The organism is Streptomyces sp. V4I2, assembly GCF_030817655.1.
Lineage (GTDB): Bacteria > Actinomycetota > Actinomycetes > Streptomycetales > Streptomycetaceae > Streptomyces > Streptomyces plumbiresistens.
In genome coordinates this window covers 5,516,591-5,535,013 of sequence record NZ_JAUSZM010000003.1, presented here as the reverse complement: position 1 = coordinate 5,535,013, position 18,423 = coordinate 5,516,591, and the positions used below count along the sequence as shown (strand labels likewise).

At 66.4% G+C, this 18,423-nt stretch carries 18 protein-coding genes and 2 pseudogenes; 15 read left to right on the top strand and 5 right to left on the bottom strand.

The window, feature by feature from the left end:
• Positions 1-39: 39 nt before the first annotated feature.
• Positions 40-723, bottom strand: coding sequence for a PadR family transcriptional regulator (locus QFZ76_RS26215; protein ID WP_307676027.1), 684 nt, complete (start codon positions 721-723; stop codon positions 40-42).
• A 386-nt stretch (positions 724-1,109) separates the two neighbouring features.
• On the opposite strand from QFZ76_RS26215, the gene QFZ76_RS26210 reads away from it, so the two are divergent.
• Together QFZ76_RS26210 and QFZ76_RS26205 are read left to right on the top strand one after the other, a co-directional pair.
• A complete protein-coding gene (locus tag QFZ76_RS26210; RefSeq protein ID WP_307676026.1) occupies positions 1,110-3,821 on the top strand; it encodes a transglycosylase domain-containing protein in 2,712 nt (903 codons plus the stop codon).
• 100 nt (positions 3,822-3,921) lie between these two features.
• On the top strand, positions 3,922-5,451 hold the full coding sequence (locus tag QFZ76_RS26205) for a glycosyltransferase family 87 protein (RefSeq protein ID WP_307680129.1): 1,530 nt from the start codon (positions 3,922-3,924) through the stop codon (positions 5,449-5,451).
• A gap of 101 nt (positions 5,452-5,552) precedes the next feature.
• Here QFZ76_RS26205 and QFZ76_RS26200 read toward each other — a convergent pair whose 3' ends face one another.
• The 3 genes from QFZ76_RS26200 to QFZ76_RS26190 all read right to left on the bottom strand — a co-directional run bounded on the left by QFZ76_RS26200 (position 5,553) and on the right by QFZ76_RS26190 (position 8,261).
• Positions 5,553-6,584, bottom strand: a complete 1,032-nt coding sequence (locus QFZ76_RS26200; protein ID WP_307676025.1) for an alanine racemase — start codon at positions 6,582-6,584, stop codon at positions 5,553-5,555.
• 74 nt (positions 6,585-6,658) lie between these two features.
• Positions 6,659-7,780 (bottom strand): peptidoglycan bridge formation glycyltransferase FemX, encoded by a 1,122-nt coding sequence (gene femX, locus QFZ76_RS26195; RefSeq protein ID WP_307676024.1) that lies wholly within the window; start codon positions 7,778-7,780, stop codon positions 6,659-6,661.
• Between the two features lie 178 nt (positions 7,781-7,958).
• Positions 7,959-8,261: a hypothetical protein gene (locus QFZ76_RS26190; protein ID WP_307676023.1), complete on the bottom strand. Its 303-nt coding sequence runs from the start codon at positions 8,259-8,261 to the stop codon at positions 7,959-7,961.
• A 265-nt stretch (positions 8,262-8,526) separates the two neighbouring features.
• Between QFZ76_RS26190 and rpsF the strand changes: the two genes are divergently transcribed.
• The 4 genes from rpsF (at position 8,527) to rplI (ending at position 10,262) form a co-directional block, all read left to right on the top strand.
• Complete coding sequence (rpsF, locus tag QFZ76_RS26185; RefSeq protein ID WP_005482942.1) at positions 8,527-8,817, top strand: 30S ribosomal protein S6; 291 nt, start codon at positions 8,527-8,529, stop codon at positions 8,815-8,817.
• Positions 8,818-8,894: 77 nt separating this feature from the next.
• Complete coding sequence (locus QFZ76_RS26180; protein WP_307676022.1) at positions 8,895-9,503, top strand: single-stranded DNA-binding protein; 609 nt, start codon at positions 8,895-8,897, stop codon at positions 9,501-9,503.
• Between the two features lie 57 nt (positions 9,504-9,560).
• Positions 9,561-9,797, top strand: coding sequence for a 30S ribosomal protein S18 (gene rpsR, locus QFZ76_RS26175; protein WP_003949403.1), 237 nt, complete (start codon positions 9,561-9,563; stop codon positions 9,795-9,797).
• 18 nt (positions 9,798-9,815) lie between these two features.
• Entirely contained in the window at positions 9,816-10,262 is a 447-nt protein-coding gene (gene rplI, locus QFZ76_RS26170; RefSeq protein ID WP_307676021.1) for a 50S ribosomal protein L9, read from the top strand.
• A gap of 144 nt (positions 10,263-10,406) precedes the next feature.
• Here rplI and QFZ76_RS26165 read toward each other — a convergent pair whose 3' ends face one another.
• Entirely contained in the window at positions 10,407-11,744 is a 1,338-nt protein-coding gene (locus QFZ76_RS26165) for an MATE family efflux transporter (protein WP_307676020.1), read from the bottom strand.
• Positions 11,745-12,203: 459 nt separating this feature from the next.
• On the opposite strand from QFZ76_RS26165, the gene dnaB reads away from it, so the two are divergent.
• The 9 genes and pseudogenes from dnaB (at position 12,204) to QFZ76_RS26120 (ending at position 18,318) form a co-directional block, all read left to right on the top strand.
• The gene (dnaB, locus tag QFZ76_RS26160) at positions 12,204-13,682 is read left to right on the top strand and encodes a replicative DNA helicase (RefSeq protein ID WP_266436707.1); all 1,479 of its coding nucleotides are present in this window, start codon (positions 12,204-12,206) and stop codon (positions 13,680-13,682) included.
• Between the two features lie 198 nt (positions 13,683-13,880).
• Positions 13,881-14,600, top strand: coding sequence for a TnsA-like heteromeric transposase endonuclease subunit (locus QFZ76_RS26155; RefSeq protein WP_307676019.1), 720 nt, complete (start codon positions 13,881-13,883; stop codon positions 14,598-14,600).
• Entirely contained in the window at positions 14,597-14,974 is a 378-nt protein-coding gene (locus tag QFZ76_RS26150; RefSeq protein ID WP_307676018.1) for a hypothetical protein, read from the top strand. Before QFZ76_RS26155 ends, QFZ76_RS26150 begins: the two co-directional genes overlap by 4 nt.
• A gap of 159 nt (positions 14,975-15,133) precedes the next feature.
• Positions 15,134-15,322: a hypothetical protein gene (locus QFZ76_RS26145; RefSeq protein WP_307680390.1), complete on the top strand. Its 189-nt coding sequence runs from the start codon at positions 15,134-15,136 to the stop codon at positions 15,320-15,322.
• Between the two features lie 86 nt (positions 15,323-15,408).
• Entirely contained in the window at positions 15,409-16,722 is a 1,314-nt protein-coding gene (locus QFZ76_RS26140) for a hypothetical protein (protein WP_307676017.1), read from the top strand.
• Positions 16,719-17,117 carry a hypothetical protein gene (locus QFZ76_RS26135; RefSeq protein ID WP_307676016.1) on the top strand — a complete coding sequence of 133 codons (399 nt, stop codon included), beginning with the start codon at positions 16,719-16,721 and terminating at the stop codon, positions 17,115-17,117. Before QFZ76_RS26140 ends, QFZ76_RS26135 begins: the two co-directional genes overlap by 4 nt.
• Positions 17,044-17,259, top strand: a pseudogene (locus QFZ76_RS26130) (ATP-binding protein); the annotation flags it as partial. The gene QFZ76_RS26135 and the pseudogene QFZ76_RS26130, both read left to right, overlap by 74 nt.
• A 45-nt stretch (positions 17,260-17,304) precedes the next feature.
• A pseudogene (locus tag QFZ76_RS26125) lies at positions 17,305-17,603 on the top strand (hypothetical protein).
• A gap of 85 nt (positions 17,604-17,688) precedes the next feature.
• A complete protein-coding gene (locus QFZ76_RS26120) occupies positions 17,689-18,318 on the top strand; it encodes a hypothetical protein (RefSeq protein WP_307676015.1) in 630 nt (209 codons plus the stop codon).
• The last annotated feature ends 105 nt before the right edge of the window (positions 18,319-18,423 follow it).

Below are 18,423 nucleotides of genomic sequence, written 5' to 3'. Positions count from 1 at the left end.
TTGCTCCCTGTGTGTACGAGTGAGGCCCTGAGCGGGCTCTCACGTGGCGGTGTCGTCGGGCGAATCCGGCCGGGAGGTGTTCCCCGGCCGGGGCAGATCGCCCGTCGCTCCAGATGTGGTGTCCTGCTGAGCGGGCTCCCCGGAACCGGAACCCTTGAGGTCCCGTCCGGCCCGCTCGCTCTCGATGAGCTCGTTCAGCCAGCGCACTTCGCGCTCCACGGACTCCATTCCGTGGCGCTGGAGCTCAAGCGTGTAGTCGTCGAGGCGCTCCCGGGTGCGCGCCAGCGAGGCGCGCATCTTCTCCAGGCGCTCTTCCAGACGGCTGCGGCGGCCCTCAAGAACGCGCATGCGCACATCGCGAGAGGTCTGCCCGAAGAAGGCGAAACGCGCGGCGAAGGTCTCGTCCTCGTACGCGTCGGGCCCCGTCTGGGAGAGGAGCTCCTCGAAGTGCTCCTTACCTTCCGCCGTCAACCGATAGACGATCTTGGCGCGACGCCCTGCGAGTGGTGCGGCGAGAGCGTCCTCGGAGGTGTTCCCCGGCTCTTCGATCAACCAGCCGTTCGCGACCAGCGTCTTGAGGCAGGGGTACAGAGTCCCGTAGCTGAACGCACGGAACACACCCAGTGACGTGTTGAGTCGCTTGCGCAGCTCATAGCCGTGCATCGGGGATTCGCGGAGCAGGCCGAGTACAGCGAACTCGAGGATCCCGGAACGCCGGCTCATCGTCGCCTCCTCTCTGCCGCGACCCGTCGAGACGGGTGCCGTGACGGTCTTTATGCCGAGCTGATGTATCGACTCGATACATCCAGACGATAGAACGGCCTTCCGGTTGCGGCAAGAGGGGGGACGGTGAACGGGATCACATCACTGATTCATGGGAAGCGAGTTGCCTGGTTTGGGGTGAACTTCGGGGCTAGGCAGGTTTTGACGGTGCGTAGTCTGTGCGCCATGCACACCACCGGGAACCGAGTGACGCCTGGGGGGCGTCATGGTCCTCGGTGCAGTACGGATGAATGCGAAAGCGACCGCATCCGTACTTCGGGGGGACCGGAAACCAGCCGCCGTTTCCAGGCGCGCAAAGGTGCGCCTGCCCGAGGAGTAGTCGTTCGATGAGCGAGCACCGTCGCAAACCGCCGCAGCCGCAGGGAGGCGGACGTGCCGCGGCCCGACGCGGCCAGTCCGGTTCGTCCCCCGGCCGCCGCGCGGCTCCGCGAGGCGCCACCGGGTCTCCTTCCGACTCCTATGGGGCGAGTTCCCATGAGTCGGATTCCTACGGTCCCGGTGGCGAGGAACGTCAGTTCGGCAGCCGCGCCGAGGCCCGCCGAGCGGCACAGAGAAGCAGCAGCGGTGGCCGACGCAGAGCGGCCGAACCCGCCGGCCGCGCCGGCCGGCGCAGTGGCCCCGGCGGCGCGGCCGGCCCCGGGCGGGGCCGGGGGCGTGCAGCCGCTCCGGACAAGAAACGGATCATCGACTACCCGCGTGCCGGCAAGTACGGCGTGGCGCGCTGGGTGCCGTCGTGGAAGCTGGTGACCGGTCTGTTCATCGGCTTCTTCGGAGGCCTGGTCGCGGTCGCGGGCGTTGGGTACGCACTGGTGAGCGTCCCGAACATCGACCAGACGGCGACGGCGCAGAACAACGTCTACTACTGGGCCAACGGTGACGAGATGGTCGCCACGGGCGGTGAGACGAACCGCCAGAACGTCAACCTCTCGCAGATCCCCAAGGCGATGCAGTACGCCGTCATCTCGCAGGAGAACAAGACCTTCGAGACGGACAGCGGCATCGACCCCAAGGGCATCGCCCGTGCCGTGTTGAACATGGCCCGGGGCGGTGAGACGCAGGGTGGCTCGACCATCACCCAGCAGTACGTGAAGAACGCGATGCTGAACGACCAGTCCCAGACGGTCTCGCGAAAGTTCAAGGAGATCTTCGTCTCGATCAAGGTGGGTGCCACCAAGTCGAAGGACGAGATCATGGAGGGTTACCTGAACTCCGCGTACTACGGTCGCTCGGCGTACGGCATCCAGGCGGCTGCCCGCGCGTACTTCAACAAGGACGCCGTCGACCTGAACGAGGGAGAGTGCGCCTTTCTCGCGGCGACACTCAAGGGTGCCACGTACTACGACCCGGCGGGCGCGCAGTCCATCGACCCGGCCAACGCCACTCCCGAGGCCAACAGCAAGCGGGCTCTGGCGCAGATGCAGGACACGCTCGACAAGATGGTCGAGTACGGCCATCTGAGCCCCACGGTCCGGGCCGACTACCGGCAGCTTCCTGAGGTGAAGAGCCCGCGCTCGAACAACGAGCTGAGCGGCCAGGTGGGTTATCTCGTCGACCTCGCCAAGGCGTATCTGATCAACAACGACGTCATCAGCGCCGACAAGATGCAGCAGGGCGGTTACTCGATCTACACGACCTTCGACAAGAAGAAGGTCAACGAACTCGAGAAGTCGGTCCAGAAGGTCCAGAAGGCGAACATCAAGCCCAAGGAGCGCCCGGATACGGACACCCACGTCCAGTTCGGCGGAGCCTCCGTGGATCCGACGACCGGTGCCATCAAGGCCATCTACGGCGGTGAGGACGCGACGAAGCACTTCACCAACAACGCCGACGCGACCGGCGCCCAGGTGGGTTCGACCTTCAAGCCGTTCGTGCTCGCGGCGGCGATGAAGTGGGGTGTGCGCGATCCGGACCTGGGCGAGAGCCAGGCGCAGGACGAGCGCACGGTCGTATCCCCGAAGAGCCTGTTCAGCGGCAAGAACGATCTGAAGATCAAGAACTACGACGGGACGATCTGGAAGAACGAGAAGGACAAGGAGTGGCTCCAGGAGAACGACGGCCAGGAGTCGTACGGCAGTCCTCCGAAGTACCAGATCGACCTGCGTGAGGCCATGCGGGAGTCCGTGAACTCCGCCTTCGTACAGCTCGGCATGGACGTCGGGCTGGACAAGGTGAAGGAGGCGGCCATGGACGCCGGCCTCAAGGAGAACAGCCTCGCGGGCACGAGCTTCCCGTCCTTCTCCATCGGCATCTCCGACCCCAGCGCGATCCGTATGGCGGGTGCCTACGCCACGTTCGCGGCCAGCGGCACGCAGCGCGAGCCGTTCTCGGTCCAGAAGGTCACGAGCAAGGACGGTCAGATCTACACGCACAAGGACGCGCCCACGGACGCCTTCGACCCGAAGGTCGCCGACAACGTCACGGACGTCCTCAAAACCGTGGTCGACAAGGGCACCGGCACCAACGCCAAGCTGGACGACCGTGAGGTGGCGGGCAAGACCGGCACCACCGACGGCAACAAGTCCGCCTGGTTCGTGGGCTACACCCCGCAGCTGTCCACGTCGATCACCATGTTCCGGATGGACGACGACGAGACAAAGAAGAACCGCGAGTTCCTGAAGATGTTCGGAACGGGTGGCCAGGAGAAGATCCACGGTGCCTCGTTCCCGTCCGAGATCTGGCACGACTACATGGAACAGGCGCTGAAAGGCGTGAAGGCGGAGCCCTTCCCGACTCCGGAGCCCATCGGCGAGATCGTCAACGACGTTCCGAGTCCGACGCCCACTCCCACGGTCATCGAGACGCCGTCCGCCACTCCGACTCCGACTCCGACGCCCAGCCAGACGTCGCCGTCGCCGTCGCCCACCCCGACCGAGAGCTGCCAGTTCGACTGGCAGTGCACTGGTGACAACACCGGGGGGACGGACACCGGAGGCACCACCGACGGGGGTGTGACCCAGACACCCACAGTCACGCCGACAGACGAGAACGGGAACAACGGAAACAACAACGGCGGCATCTTCGGAGGCCCAGCCGGTTAGCCGCCATATCGCCCGCCAAGGGTGTTTCACGTGAAACATGGGGCCGCCGCACCCACCAGGTGCGGCGGCCCTCGGCATGTTCCCAGGCGCGTACGGCAGGATGTGCGACATGCCCAGTGCAGAATCGACGCCAGCGAGCGTGCACGAGCCGGACCTGGTACGGCCGACCAAGAACGACGAGATCGCCAAGAACGGCAGCGAGCTGATCGGTGGCCCCGTCGGGCGGCGTGCCCTGTTCGGGACGTCCTGGTGGACTCCCGTCCGGATCATCGCTCTCGTGGCGATCGGCATGTTCGCCCTCGGCCTGGTCCAGAAGGCGCCCTGTTACAACGGTGCCTGGTTCTTCGGCGCCAGCTCGCAGTACACGCACGCGTGCTATTCGGACATCCCGCACCTCTACCAGGGACGCGGCTTCGCCGACGGACTCGTGCCCTACTTCGACAAGCTCCCCGGCGACATGCAGTACCTCGAATACCCGGTGCTGACCGGAGTGTTCATGGAGGTCGCCAGCTGGCTCACACCCAGCAGCGGCAGCATCCAGGACCAGGAACAGTGGTACTGGATGGTCAACGCCGGGATGCTGATGGCGTGCGCCGCCGTCATCGCCGTCTGCGTGACCCGTACGCACGCCCGGCGCCCCTGGGACGGTCTGTTGGTCGCACTGGCGCCCGCGGCCGCGCTCACCGCCACCATCAACTGGGACCTTCTCGCGGTCGCTCTGACGGCCGCCGCGATGCTGATGTGGTCGCGGGGCCGCTCCCTCGCTTTCGGCGTTCTGCTGGGGCTCGCCACGGCCGCCAAGCTCTATCCCTTCCTCTTGCTCGGCCCGTTGCTCGTGCTGTGCTGGCGCGCCGGCAGATGGCGGGAGTACGGGACGGCCCTGGTGGGTGCGATCGTCGCCTGGCTGATCGTGAACCTGCCGGTGATGTTCTTCGCCTTCGACGGCTGGTCGAAGTTCTACACGTTCAGTCAGGAGCGGGGCGTCGACTTCGGCTCCTTCTGGCTGATCTGGTCCCAGAACTCGAGCAACCCGCCCAGCACCGAGACCGTCAACACGATGGCCACACTGTTGATGCTGCTGTGCTGCGGAGGTATCGCGGTGCTCACGCTGACCGCTCCGCGCCGTCCCCGCTTCGCCCAGCTCGCCTTCCTGATCGTCGCGGCCTTCATCCTTACCAACAAGGTCTACTCGCCGCAGTACGTCCTCTGGTTGGTGCCGCTGGCCGTGCTGGCCCGGCCCAAGTGGCGGGACTTCCTGATCTGGCAGGCGTGCGAGGTGGCGTACTTCCTGGGTATCTGGATGTACCTCGCGTACACGACCAGCGGCGACGCCCACAAGGGCCTGCCGACCGACGGCTACCACTGGGCCATCGCCCTGCACCTGCTGGGCACGCTGTACCTGTGCGTCGTGGTCGTGCGCGACATCTTCATGCCGGAACGGGACGTGGTGCGCCGGGCCGGCGACGACGATCCCTCGGGCGGCGTGCTCGACGGTGCGGAGGACGTCTTCGTCCTCGGTCCCGCCGCCCATCCCCCGCGGCACGCGGCCCACTTCGACGTCCCTCAGGTGGAGTGGGGAAACCGAGGCGGGGAGGCCCCCTCCGACCCTTCTGCCGGCGGTTCGCTCTGAGCGAACGCGGCGTAAGGGAACCACCGCAAATGGCCGTACACGGGTTCCGTGTACGGCCTTTTGACTGTTCCTGGCTTGCTCAGCGGGCGGGGAGCCGCTGTTCAGCGGTCGACGAGCCGGTCGAACTGCGTGGTCGTGTGCCGCAGATGGGCCACCAGTTCCTCACCGACCTTCGGTTCCGGGGCGTCGGACGGGACGAACAGGATGGAGACCTGCATGTGCGGGGGTTCGGCGAACCAGCGCTGCTTGCCGCCCCAGACGAACGGAGAAAGGTTCCGGTTGACCGTGGCCAGGCCGGCGCGGGCGACGCCCTTGGCGCGCGGCATGACGCCGTGCAGCGCCTTGGGGGCCTCCAGGCCCACCCCGTGGGACGTACCGCCCGCCACGACCACCAGGAAGCCGTCCGAGGCGGCCTTCTGCTGCCGGTAGCCGAAGCGGTCGCCCTTGGCCACCCGCGAGACGTCCAGAACGGCCCCGCGGTACTCGGTGGCCTCGTGGTCCCCCAGCCACAGCCGCGTGCCGATACGGGCGCGGAAGCGGGTCTGCGGGAACTGCTGCTGCAGTCGGGCCAGGTCCTCGGCCTTGAGGTGGCTGACGAACATCGTGTGCAGGGGCAGGCGGGCCGCGCGCAGCCGGTCCATCCAGCCGATGACCTCCTCGACGGCGTCCGAGCCGTCGGTACGGTCCAGCGGGAGGTGGATGGCGAAGCCCTCCAGGCGGACGTTCTCTATGGCCGCGTGCAGCTGTGGCAGATCCTGCTCGCTGATGCCGTGCCGCTTCATCGAGGACATCACCTCAATGACCACCCGGGCGCCCACGAGGCCGTACACGCCGTCGATCGACGACACCGAGCGGATGACCCGGTCGGGCAGCGGGACGGGCTCCTCGCCGCGCCGGTACGGCGTCAGCACCAGCAGGTCACCGCCGAACCAGTCCTTGATCCGGGCGGCCTCGTACGTCGTGCCGACGGCGAGGACGTCCGAGCCGAGCCGCGTGGCCTCCTCCGCCAGCCGCTCGTGTCCGAAGCCGTAGCCGTTGCCCTTGCAGACCGGGACGAGTCCCGGGAACTGCTCCTGCACGTGCTTGTGGTGCGCCCGCCAGCGCGCGGTGTCGACGTAGAGGGTGAGCGCCATGGCCGGACCTGGAACCTTTCTCGTGGCTGCGGTGTATCAGAGGTATGGGAGCTATTGAAGCGAAGAACGCGACCTCAGCGACGCGACATGTAGATGTCGAGCGCCTTGTGGAGCAGCTTGTTCAACGGGAAGTCCCACTCGCCGAGGTACTCGGCGGCCTGGCCGCCCGTGCCCACCTTGAACTGGATCAGGCCGAAGAGGTGGTCGGTCTCGTCCAGCGAGTCGGAGATGCCCCGCAGGTCGTAGACCGTGCCGCCGAGCGCGTAGGCGTCGCGCAGCATCCGCCACTGCATCGCGTTCGAGGGCCGGACCTCACGGCCGATGTTGTCGGAGGCGCCGTAGGAGTACCAGACGTGCCCGCCGACGATCAGCATCGTCGCCGCCGACAGGTTCACACCGTCGTGCCGGGCGAAGTACAGCCGCATGCGGTTGGGGTCCTCGGTGTTGAGGGCCGTCCACATGCGCTGGAAGTACGACAGCGGCCGGGGCCGGAAGTGGTCGCGCACAGCCGTGATCTCGTACAGGCGCTGCCATTCCTCAAGATCGTGGTAGCCGCCCTGGACGACCTCGACGCCGGCCTTCTCGGCCTTCTTGATGTTGCGGCGCCACAGCTGGTTGAAGTTCTTGTGGACCTCTTCCAGGGAGCGGTTCGCCAGCGGCACCTGGAAGACATAACGGGGCTGTACGTCGCCGAAGCCGGCGCCCCCGTCCTCGCCCTGCTGCCAGCCCATGCGGCGCAGCTTGTCGGCGACCTCGAAGGCGCGCGGTTCGATGAAGTCCGCCTCGATGTCCCGCAGCCGCTTCACGTCCGGATTCTGGATACCCGCCTTGATGGAGGTGGCCTCCCAGCGCCGAATGATCACCGGCGGGCCCATCTTCACGGAGAAGGCGCCCTGCTGCTTGAGGTGGGCGAGCATCGGTTCCAACCACTCGGTCAGATTCGGCGCGAACCAGTTGATGACCGGGCCCTCGGGCAGGTAGGCAAGGTAACGCTTGATCTTGGGGAGCTGGCGATAGAGAACGAGGCCGGCACCGACCATCTCGCCCGTGCGGTCGTCGAACCAGCCGAGGCTCTCGGAGCGCCACTCCGCCTTGACGTCGGCCCAGGCCGGAACCTGCATGTGGCTCGCCGAGGGCAGGCTCTGGATGTACGCCAGATGCTGCTCACGGCTGATCGTCCTCAGGGTCAGGCTCATTCGGGGCGCTCCTCGGGCTGGTGTGTCCCCATGGGTACAGGGGCTCCGGCTCTCGCGCCGAAGCCTACTGCGCCTGGCGAGCGCCCCGACTGGGCATACGGCACCTTCGCCCCGGCCTGTGGCCGCCGAGACGTTCCGCCGTACTTTATGGGTGGTTCAGCGGGCGATGTCCGTGGCGTCAGCCGAAGAGACCGCCGTGCGCCATGCCGAGGAAGAAACCGACCCCCGCCGCACCCAGGCCGAGGATCAGCCCGAAGCGCTCACGCGTCGTCTCCGAAATCCACTGCCCGTACGCGCCGGTGATGATCCCCACCAGGCCGGTCCAGGAGCTGAGCAGATGCAGGCTGTGGAACATCGCCGTGACGAACGACGTGAGGCCTAGTACCAGGGTCACCGCGAGCAATGTGTCCTGGAGTGGGTGGGGCCTGCCGTCCGTGGCGAAAAGGCCTCCGACGGTGTTGGGTCGCATTGCTTGTGCCATAGGGCACCTCCTGCGGAAGACGGCGCACCGTAGCGCCATACACACCCGATGTGTACAGATTGACGGTCCTCGCGGCCGGATTTCAACCGGAAGCCGCTGTGCGGGTAGTCTGTAGCGTCTGTACCGGTGTCTGCCCACGTCATGGCAAGGGATTCCCTCTCGGGACCCCCGATTGTCAGTGGCGGCCGATACCGTTGCGTACGCATCACAACCCTCCTGCCACGGAACTGCCGTGGCCGTTGAGTCCAAAGGAGGTGGGTTCTACATGCGTCACTACGAGGTGATGGTCATCCTCGACCCCGATCTGGAGGAGCGCGCCGTCGCCCCCCTGATCGAGAACTTCCTCTCCGTCGTCCGTGAGGGCAACGGAAAGGTCGAGAAGGTCGACACCTGGGGCCGTCGTCGTCTCTCGTACGAGATCAAGAAGAAGCCTGAGGGCATCTACTCGGTCATCGACCTGCAGGCCGAGCCTGCGGTCGTCAAGGAGCTCGACCGCCAGATGAACCTGAACGAGTCGGTCCTCCGGACCAAGGTCCTCCGTCCCGAGACCCACTGAGCTCTTTCGCTCAGCTGATCTCGGGATTCGAGTAGCAGCACTAGCAGCCAGCAGCAAACCCGCCGAGAGGTTCCCCCATGGCAGGCGAGACCGTCATCACGGTCGTCGGCAATCTTGTCGACGACCCCGAGCTGCGCTTCACCCCTTCCGGTGCGGCGGTCGCGAAGTTCCGTGTCGCGTCCACCCCCCGCACCTTCGACCGCCAGACGAACGAGTGGAAGGACGGCGAGAGCCTGTTCCTGACCTGCTCGGTCTGGCGTCAGGCGGCTGAGAACGTCGCCGAGTCGCTCCAGCGAGGCATGCGCGTCATCGTGCAGGGCCGGTTGAAGCAGCGGTCCTACGAGGACCGTGAGGGCGTCAAGCGCACGGTCTACGAGCTGGACGTCGAGGAAGTCGGCGCCAGTCTGCGCAGTGCCACGGCCAAGGTCACCAAGACCGCCGGCCGTGGTGGCCAGGGTGGTTACGGCGGCGGCGGTGGCGGTGGCGCCCAAGGTGGCGGCGGCTGGGGTGGAAGCCCCGGCGGCGGTCAGCAGGGCGGCGGCGCGGCTCCGGCCGACGACCCGTGGGCGACCGGCGCTCCCGCCGGTGGCAACCAGGGCGGCGGCGGTGGCGGCGGCTGGGGTGGAAACTCCGGCGGCGCCAGCGGTGGCGCTGGCGGCGGCTACTCGGACGAGCCCCCCTTCTAGGCCTTCGGGCCGAGGGTGGGTCGTACCCACACTTCTTGATCACACAGGAGATACACCATGGCGAAGCCGCCTGTGCGCAAGCCGAAGAAGAAGGTCTGCGCTTTCTGCAAGGACAAGGTCACGTACGTGGACTACAAGGACACGAACATGCTGCGGAAGTTCATTTCCGACCGCGGCAAGATCCGTGCCCGCCGCGTGACCGGCAACTGCACGCAGCACCAGCGTGACGTCGCCACGGCTGTGAAGAACAGCCGTGAGATGGCGCTGCTGCCCTACACCTCCACCGCGCGATAAGGGAAGGGTGACCGAAAGATGAAGATCATCCTCACCCACGAGGTCTCCGGCCTCGGTGCCGCGGGCGACGTCGTTGACGTCAAGGACGGTTATGCTCGCAACTACCTGATCCCGCGGAACTTTGCGATCCGTTGGACCAAGGGTGGCGAGAAGGACGTCGAGCAGATTCGTCGCGCTCGCAAGATCCACGAGATCCAGACCATCGAGCAGGCCAACGCTGTGAAGGCCCGGCTCGAGGGCGTCAAGGTCCGTCTGGCCGTCCGCTCCGGCGACGCCGGTCGTCTCTTCGGTTCCGTCACCCCGGCCGACATCGCTTCCGCGATCAAGGCTTCCGGTGGCCCCGAGGTCGACAAGCGCCGCATCGAGCTGGGCGCGCCGATCAAGACGCTGGGCGCTCACGAGACGTCTGTGCGTCTGCACCCCGAGGTTGCCGCCAAGGTCAACCTCGAGGTCGTCGCGGCCTGATCGCTGCGCTCGGCACGAATTGCTGAGGGAAGGGGCCGCACCCCGACGGGGTGCGGCCCCTTCCCTGTGCCTGAGACCGGCGCTGGAGTTCATGTTTCACGTGAAACGCTGGTTTCACGTGAAACGGTCGGCGCGTTCAAGCGGTCAGCGCGTCGCACCCGTCACCAGCCAGCGCCCGGATCGGGCTCGCAGCCACAACGTCAGCATCCGCACGGTCATCATCAGCGTCATGGCTGCCCAGAGCGCCGTGAGCCCGCCACCGAGTGCGGGAACAAGGAAGGCGGCCGGGATGAACACAGCCAGGGTGACCAGCATCGCCCACGCCAGGTACGGGCCATCGCCCGCGCCCATCAGGACTCCGTCAAGGACGAAGACGACGCCGCAGATCGGTTGTGAGAGGGCGACGATCATCAGAGCGGGCAGGGCGGCATCCTTCACCACGGAGTCGCTGGTAAACAGCGGCAGGAACACCGGGCGGCTGATCACGACCAGGACGCCGAGCGCGATGCCGACGGCGAAGCCCCACTGCACCATGCGACGACAGACGTTACGGGCCCCCTCCGGGTCGCCGGCGCCGAGATAGCGGCCGATGATGGCCTGTCCGGCGATGGCGATGGCATCGAGCGCGAAGGCGAGCAGGCTCCACAGCGACAGGATGATCTGGTGTGCCGCGATGTCGGCGTCGCCCAGGCGGGCCGCCACAGCGGTGGCGATCATCAGGATCGCCCGCAGGGAGAGCGTGCGGACCAGCAGAGGTACGCCGGCCTGCGCGGAGGCCCGGATCCCGGCGGCGTCGGGGCGCAGAGAAGCGCCGTGCCGACGGGCGCCACGGACCACCACCACGAGATAGGCGGCGGCCATGCCGCATTGAGCGATGACTGTGCCCCAGGCGGAGCCCGCGATGCCGAGATCGGCCCCGTAGACGAGGCCCACATTGAGGACGGCGTTGGCGACGAAACCTGCGATGGCGACGTACAGGGGGGTCTTCGTGTCCTGTAGCCCGCGCAGGACGCCGGTGGCGGCGAGCACGACGAGCATGGCCGGAATACCCAGGGCCGAGATCCGTAGATACGTGGTCGCATACGGGGCGGCGGTGTCGGAGGCGCCGAAGAGCTCCACAACGGCCGGCGCCGTGGGCAGCACGACGGCTATGACGACGGCACCGAGCAGCAGCGCCAGCCAGATGCCGTCCATGCCTTGGCGTATGGCGGCCTGTAGATCATCCGCACCGACGCGCCGAGCGACGGCGGCCGTGGTGGCGTAGGCGAGGAAGACGAAGATGCTGACGGCAGTCATGAGGAGGGCCGAGGCGACGCCGAGTCCGGCGAGTTGGGCTGTGCCGAGATGGCCCACGATCGCGCTGTCGGCCATGACAAAGAGGGGCTCGGCGACGAGGGCGCCGAAGGCCGGGAAGGCCAGCGCGACGATCTCTCGGTCGTGCCGACGTCGGGCGGCCTTGAGGGGCGCGCGAGCCTGTGTCATGACCACCAATCTAATCGTCCACAGGTAAGAGATGCAATGTCTCTCTGACCCTTACCTAGTCTCTTGTGATGCGCACTTGTGAGCACCGGTCGATGTGATCTTGGCCCGACCGGGAAAGTTTTTCTTCTACACAGCCGGTGGACGGGAAAAGAGCAGGTCGGAGTAGGTGGCGCGAGAGAACGCGAGGCTTGTTCACAGGGCTGTCCACCGGGTCGTGCACAGGTTTTGTGGAGTTCTCCACAGCATCCGGGCCGTCGTCCACATGGCCTGTGGATAACCAGATTGGCTGACGGTGCCCGCGGGCCTACGGTGGACCGGCGCCCGCTCCGTTCGTCGGCTTGGAAATCACGACAAAACCGACGCTCCAGAACCGGAGTTGGGCGTCTCATTTGTCAGTGCCGTGCCGTAGAAAAGAGGGGCACGGCTAGGTCCGCTCTGCGGACGGGAGGAGGTGGCTCGGTGAGTATTTCCGAGCCCTTGGACGACCCCTGGGCCGACAGCGGTCCCAGTGATCGTCTGCCCACCTCCCGCCGGCGCGGCGACGGAGCCCGGGGCCGCGACGAGCAGCACGACCGAGGCAGGGAGAACGGCGCTTGGGAGGGCGGAGGATCGTCCTTCGAGCGCGTTCCGCCGCAGGACCTCGACGCCGAACAGTCCGTGCTCGGCGGCATGCTCCTGTCGAAGGACGCCATCGCCGATGTCGTCGAGGTCCTCAAGGGCCACGACTTCTACAAGCCCGCGCACGAGACGATCTACCAGGCGATCCTCGACGTCTACGCCAAGGGCGAGCCGGCCGACCCGATCACGATCGCCGCCGAGCTCACCAAGCGCGGCGAGATCAACAAGGTCGGCGGGGCGTCGTATCTGCACACGCTCGTCCAGACCGTGCCGACGGCGGCGAACGCCGAGTACTACGCGGAGATCGTTCACGAGCGCGCCGTCCTGCGCCGCCTGGTCGAGGCCGGTACCCGCATCACACAGATGGGGTACGCGGCCGACGACGACGTCGACGAGATCGTCAACCGGGCCCAGGCGGAGATCTACGCGGTCACCGAGCAGCGCACCAGCGAGGACTATCTGCCACTCGGCGACATCATGGAGGGCGCACTCGACGAGATCGAGGCGATCGGCTCGCGCAGCGGCGAGATGACCGGCGTGCCCACCGGCTTCACCGACTTCGACTCGCTCACCAACGGCCTGCACCCGGGCCAGATGATTGTCATCGCCGCCCGTCCCGCCATGGGTAAGTCCACGCTCGCACTGGACTTCGCGCGGGCCGCGTCGATCAAGAACAACCTGCCCAGTGTCATCTTCTCCCTCGAGATGGGCCGCAACGAGATCGCGATGCGTCTGCTGTCCGCCGAGGCACGCGTCGCCCTGCACCACATGAGATCCGGCACGATGACCGACGAGGACTGGACGCGCCTTGCCCGGCGGATGCCGGATGTCTCGGCTGCGCCGCTCTTCATTGACGACTCCCCGAACCTGTCGATGATGGAGATCCGTGCCAAGTGCCGCCGGCTCAAGCAGCGCAACGACATCAGGCTGGTCGTCATCGACTATCTCCAGCTGATGCAGTCCGGTGGCTCGAAGCGCGCCGAGAACCGTCAGCAGGAGGTCTCGGACATGTCCCGAAACCTCAAGCTGCTGGCCAAGGAGCTGGAGGTGCCGGTCATCGCGCTCTCCCAGCTGAACCGTGGTCCCGAGCAGCGCACGGACAAGAAGCCCATGGTCTCCGACCTGCGTGAGTCCGGTTCCATCGAGCAGGACGCCGACATGGTCATCCTGCTGCACCGCGAGGACGCCTACGAGAAGGAGTCCCCGCGTGCGGGCGAGGCCGACCTGATCGTGGCCAAGCACCGTAACGGCCCGACGGCGACGATCACTGTCGCCTTCCAGGGCCACTACTCGAGGTTCGTGGACATGGCGCAGACCTGATCAGCCCCCTTGTAGGGTCTCAGATTTCGTGGCCGAATCTCATGACTGGTGGCCAAGTGCTGGCCGAGTGGCCATGAATCTGAGATCGCCTGGTCAAGGTATGCACTCGTTGGAGTGAGCCGTTCGTGACCCGAGCTTTCCATGGGCAGTCGCTCAGCAGCGTGGTTCTCGTGCGAGGGCCTGAGCTGGGGGTACGCCATGGATGGTGGCACGGTCACAGTCAGCGTTCGCCGTCGTGGCAGTGAAGTCCTTGAAGACCAGGCGTGGTTGGCAGTATCGGCTGATCTTCTGGGATCGGCTGCCCCGTGGCGGACGTTCCGCTGGTACAAGGGGCAGAAGCACTATTCCGGCACCTACTGGGCGGCGACGACGCGGGATCACGTGATCTACGAGTCGCGTCTGGAGCTCGCACGGCTGTTGTTCGCCGATTTCGATCCCGTGGTGCACGGCATCGTGGCCCAGCCGTTCCTGCTGAAGGCCGAGGTTGAGGGGCAGCTCCGCAAGCACATCCCGGACTTCTTGCTCCTCACCGGGCACGGCCCGATGGTAATGGACGTCAAGCCGCGCCGACGGTTGTCTGACCCGGTGGTGGCTTTCACGTTCGCGTGGACCCGTCAGGCGGTGGAGTCGCGAGGGTGGCGCTACGAAGTCTGGAGCGAGCCGCGGGAGGCAGAGCTGGAGAATGTCCGCTTCCTGGCTGGCTACCGTCGTGCGTGGTTGTTCGCGCCGGAGCTCCTGGATGAGTTGCATCGCACCGCCCTGGATGGTGTCCCTCTGGGACAGGCGGCGAGGCTCTTGCCCGAACGGTCCGAGCTGTCGGTGCGGGCTGCAATCCATCACCTGTTGTGGACTCACGAGCTGCACACGGATCTGACCGAACCTCTGCGGCCTTCCCGGGTGTTGAGGAGGGCGGCATGAGCGGTGGCGGAGCCCGCATCGGAGCAGGTACGCGATTCCGCTACGACGGGGAGACCGTCGAGGTGGTCGAGCTGGCCGCAACGACTTCAGGCAACGAGGTGGTCCTGAAGGACGGCCTGGGCCGAGTACGTCGACTGACGCTGAAGGAACTGCTGTTTACCGACCGCGCGGAGGTGATCCCCGAGCAGGCCGAACCCTCGGCCGACGACGTCGAGGAGATCGCCTCGGTGGTGCTGGGACAACTGCGTGAGGATGAGCGATACGTCCTTCTGGATCGTGCTGAGCATGTCTGTGAAGTCCTCTCGGGTTACCGCTCCGGGTGCCAGGAGCTCGCGCGCGAGGGAGAGCCCCGCCCTGAGTACGCGCCCGGATAGGCGTTGGAGGCGAAGTACGCGGCGAAGGCGGCCGAACTGGGTGTCGGCGCACGGTCGGTGAGACGGTGGGTGAGCCTGTTCCGTGAACATGGCGAGGCCGGTCTGGCTCCCAGGAAGGGACACGCCAGCGGTTCCGCGGCGTCAGCAGACCGTCGCTGGGTGGAGATCGCGCTGGAAGTGATGGTCGAGCACACCGACCAGTCACGGCCATCGCGGACGCTGGTGATCGAGCGCACGCGGGCCAGGGTGACTGCGCGGTTCGGTCCGGATGTGGTGCCGCAGCCGAGCCGGGCGACGGAGTTTCGGATCCTGGGGCTCTGGAGCGTCGGCATCCGCTGTTCCGGCTGAGTACGAAGCGGAACCGGGACATCGCCGGCCGCCCGGAGGGCCCCTACGGCAAGTTGCGGCCGACGAGGCCGGGTGAGTACCTGCTGATGGACACCACGCGGTTGGACGTCTTCGCGTTCGACCCGCTGACGCTGAAGTGGGTTCAGGCCGAGCTGAGTGTCGGGATGGATTGGTACGCCCGCTGCATCACCGTGATCCGGCTCACTCCGGTCTCGACGAAGGCGGTGGATGTCAGCGCGGTGCTTTTCCAGTCGTTTCGGCCGAGGCCGGCGGGGCGGGACTGGCCGCGGCACGCAGTCTGGCCCGAGCACGGCATCCCCCGCACCGTCCTCGTCGATGTCGAGGGCGCCACCGGGCCGGGGCTCGCCTCGCCGCCCCTGGTACCCGAGACGCTGGTGGTGGACCACGGCAAGGTCTACGTCTCGGAGCATCTGACGAGCGTCTGCCGGCGGATGGGCATTTCGATCCAACCAGCGAGGCTGCGAACGGGCTGGGACAAAGGGCCGGTTGAGCGCTATTTCCGCAGCCTGCGCGAGGGCCTGCTGCAGGCCCTGCCCGGCTACAAGGGCCCCGACATCCACTCTCGGGGCGAGAGCCCGGAGGACGACGCGTTCTTCTTCCTCGACGAGTTGGAGGCGATCATCCGGGAGTGGACCGCGACGGTCTACCACTGCCGGCCGCACTCCAGTCTGGTCGATCCGGGTCTGCCGGGGCTGCGGATGTCCCCGGCGAAGATGTTCGAGTACGGCATGGCCAGGGCCGGATACATCGAAGTTCCGCGGGACCGGGACCTCGCTTTCGAGTTCCTGAAGACCGAGTGGCGCACGATCCAGCACTACGGTGTTGAGATCGGTCGCCGTCGCTACAGCGGCCGGGGCCTGCCCGATCCCGGCATCCGCAGTCCCTACGACAGCCCGGTGAAGAACGGCTGGCCGTTCCAGGTCGACCCCGACGACATCACCCGCATCTACTTCCGCGAGTTTGATCATCACTGGCAGGCGCTGACCTGGGAACACGCGCTGTCGGCGCGGATGCCGCTGAGTGAGGACGCGCTGGCTTTCGCCCGGAAGCTGGCCGCCGCGAAATACCCCTACCCCGACGACCGGCTCGCCGTCGCCGATCTGCTGGAACGCTGGAATCTCGGGCTGGGCACCACGCTCGCCGAACCGCGCATGGCCTTGCGGCTCTCGCGCGAACAGGCCGCCATCGACCTCCCCGACACCGAGCAGGAGGCGGTCGTCTCTCTTCTGTCGGTACGCAAATCCCTGGGCCAGGACGACGGACCGGCAGAGGCCGAAGCCCGGGAGCCGGTGACTGAGACGGGCGATGACGACGAGGCCGACCTCGAAGACCTCGCCCAGGAGAGTGACTTCTACGCGGACGCCCTGGAGGACGTGTGAGTACGGCCAGTCTGCCGAACCTGGGAAACCTGGCCCTGTCGAGGAAGGAAGACTTTAAAGCCTTCGCCGAGGCTGCCCGCCGCGACCAGCCCGAGGCGCTGAACCGGACTCAGCTGAACGCCTTGAGCGAGCCGGCAAGAGCCGATTACGACCGCCGACGGCGTGACTGGCACGCGAACCTCGGACCGATCAAGACACCTCAACTGGCCGAACTGCACAATGAGTTGTGGGACATCGTCGACAGCAACCAGCAGGACGGGGACGAAGCCAAGGGAGCAGCGCCCGTCGACGCCTTCCCCGGTCCTGGGGAAGACCACCTCGGTGCTGGCCTTCGCGCGGGAGTTCCACCGCAGGGAGATCGCCGAACAGGGAGAGTTCACCGCGGCCGGCCATGAACGCTGGCCCGTCTGCAGGGTCGGACTCACGGGCAACACGGGCATGAAGGACCTCAATCGGGCCCTGGTGGAGTTCTTCGGCCACCCCGGCCGCATCCGCGGAACCACTGCCCAGCTCGGCCAGCAGGCCCTGGACTGCGTTCTGTCCTGTGAGGTCCGTGTCCTGGTACTCGACGACCTGCACTTCTTGAAGTGGGGCAAGACGAACGTCTGCTTCTACTTCGAGGTGAACGCCGAAGGCTGGGTGACCCGGCAGATCGAGTTCCAGGGCCCTGAACTGACGCCGATCGCAGCTGCCTCCCTCGACGAATGGCAGCAGGCCCATGACGCTGGCCTCCTCGACGAGTACGACAACAGGTTCGGCATCACAGCTGAACTTCCCGTCCCAGAGTGGGAAGGGCATGATCCGGAGCAGCTCACCCCCGAGGAGTTCGAGGAGGTCTGGGACACGGAACCCGCCGACAGATCTCAGCTCGGCCAGCCTGACTCCTGACCAGTTGATCAGAACCTCCCGCACGCCGGGGGAACCTCAACCCCAAAATCGATTGACGGCGGTTGCAGAATCTCTGTCATGGGGACGGACATCAGCGGGTTTGTCGAGTGCCGAGCATGGCACCTCCACGAGGAGGACGAGGACTCGGTTTGGCGAGCCGCCATCGACCTCTTCTTCCTCAACATCACCCGGAACTACGACGCGTTTGGCTGCCTCTTTGGAGTCCGCAACTACGCGAACTTCCGACCGCTGGCCGCAGACCGAGGACTCCCAGTCGATGCGTCGGAGACTGTTCGCGCCGAACTCGATCAACTTGCCCAGTGGCCGGACCAGGCATACGGCACCACCTGGATCACCTGGGCCGAGATCAAGGAGGTCGATTGGGGCGAGCCAGCTGAGAAGGCCGACAGTCGACTTCACCAATACCGGCAGACTCCGGATGGGCTCAGGTTGACGGGGAAGTCGGCCTGGAGCTCTCGCTTCGCACAAGCCGTCGGCCTTCCTGCCCAAGTGCCGGGCGAGCCTGAAGAGTGGCCCGAGGAGAGCGAATGGCTCATCGGCGACACTCTCTACAGATCCGAGAAGCTGCGCCGTCGAGATGCCGTCCCGGAGACTGGCGAGTGGAAACCGGTCTGGACGGTCATGGAGGCGCTCGCATCGCAGCACGGCGATGACAATGTGCGACTCGTCGTCTGGTTCGACAACTGAGTGGGCCCAGGCACGAGCTCCACCTGCAGCTCGCGCTGAGGAAATGCCACCCGTCTTGAGACAAGAGTGGCCGGCCATGTCGTGAGACAGCCGGAGAACTAACTG

Bases quoted from the DNA above. Each gene is read 5' to 3' on its own strand.
- QFZ76_RS26215 (WP_307676027.1), bottom strand. From the start codon at position 723: ATGAGCCGGCGTTCCGGGATCCTCGAGTTCGCTGTACTCGGCCTGCTC.
- QFZ76_RS26210 (WP_307676026.1), top strand. From the start codon at position 1,110: ATGAGCGAGCACCGTCGCAAACCGCCGCAGCCGCAGGGAGGCGGACGT.
- QFZ76_RS26205 (WP_307680129.1), top strand. From the start codon at position 3,922: ATGTGCGACATGCCCAGTGCAGAATCGACGCCAGCGAGCGTGCACGAG.
- QFZ76_RS26200 (WP_307676025.1), bottom strand. From the start codon at position 6,584: ATGGCGCTCACCCTCTACGTCGACACCGCGCGCTGGCGGGCGCACCAC.
- femX (WP_307676024.1), bottom strand. From the start codon at position 7,780: ATGAGCCTGACCCTGAGGACGATCAGCCGTGAGCAGCATCTGGCGTAC.
- QFZ76_RS26190 (WP_307676023.1), bottom strand. From the start codon at position 8,261: ATGGCACAAGCAATGCGACCCAACACCGTCGGAGGCCTTTTCGCCACG.
- rpsF (WP_005482942.1), top strand. From the start codon at position 8,527: ATGCGTCACTACGAGGTGATGGTCATCCTCGACCCCGATCTGGAGGAG.
- QFZ76_RS26180 (WP_307676022.1), top strand. From the start codon at position 8,895: ATGGCAGGCGAGACCGTCATCACGGTCGTCGGCAATCTTGTCGACGAC.
- rpsR (WP_003949403.1), top strand. From the start codon at position 9,561: ATGGCGAAGCCGCCTGTGCGCAAGCCGAAGAAGAAGGTCTGCGCTTTC.
- rplI (WP_307676021.1), top strand. From the start codon at position 9,816: ATGAAGATCATCCTCACCCACGAGGTCTCCGGCCTCGGTGCCGCGGGC.
- QFZ76_RS26165 (WP_307676020.1), bottom strand. From the start codon at position 11,744: ATGACACAGGCTCGCGCGCCCCTCAAGGCCGCCCGACGTCGGCACGAC.
- QFZ76_RS26155 (WP_307676019.1), top strand. From the start codon at position 13,881: ATGGATGGTGGCACGGTCACAGTCAGCGTTCGCCGTCGTGGCAGTGAA.
- QFZ76_RS26150 (WP_307676018.1), top strand. From the start codon at position 14,597: ATGAGCGGTGGCGGAGCCCGCATCGGAGCAGGTACGCGATTCCGCTAC.
- QFZ76_RS26140 (WP_307676017.1), top strand. From the start codon at position 15,409: ATGGACACCACGCGGTTGGACGTCTTCGCGTTCGACCCGCTGACGCTG.
- QFZ76_RS26120 (WP_307676015.1), top strand. From the start codon at position 17,689: ATGGGGACGGACATCAGCGGGTTTGTCGAGTGCCGAGCATGGCACCTC.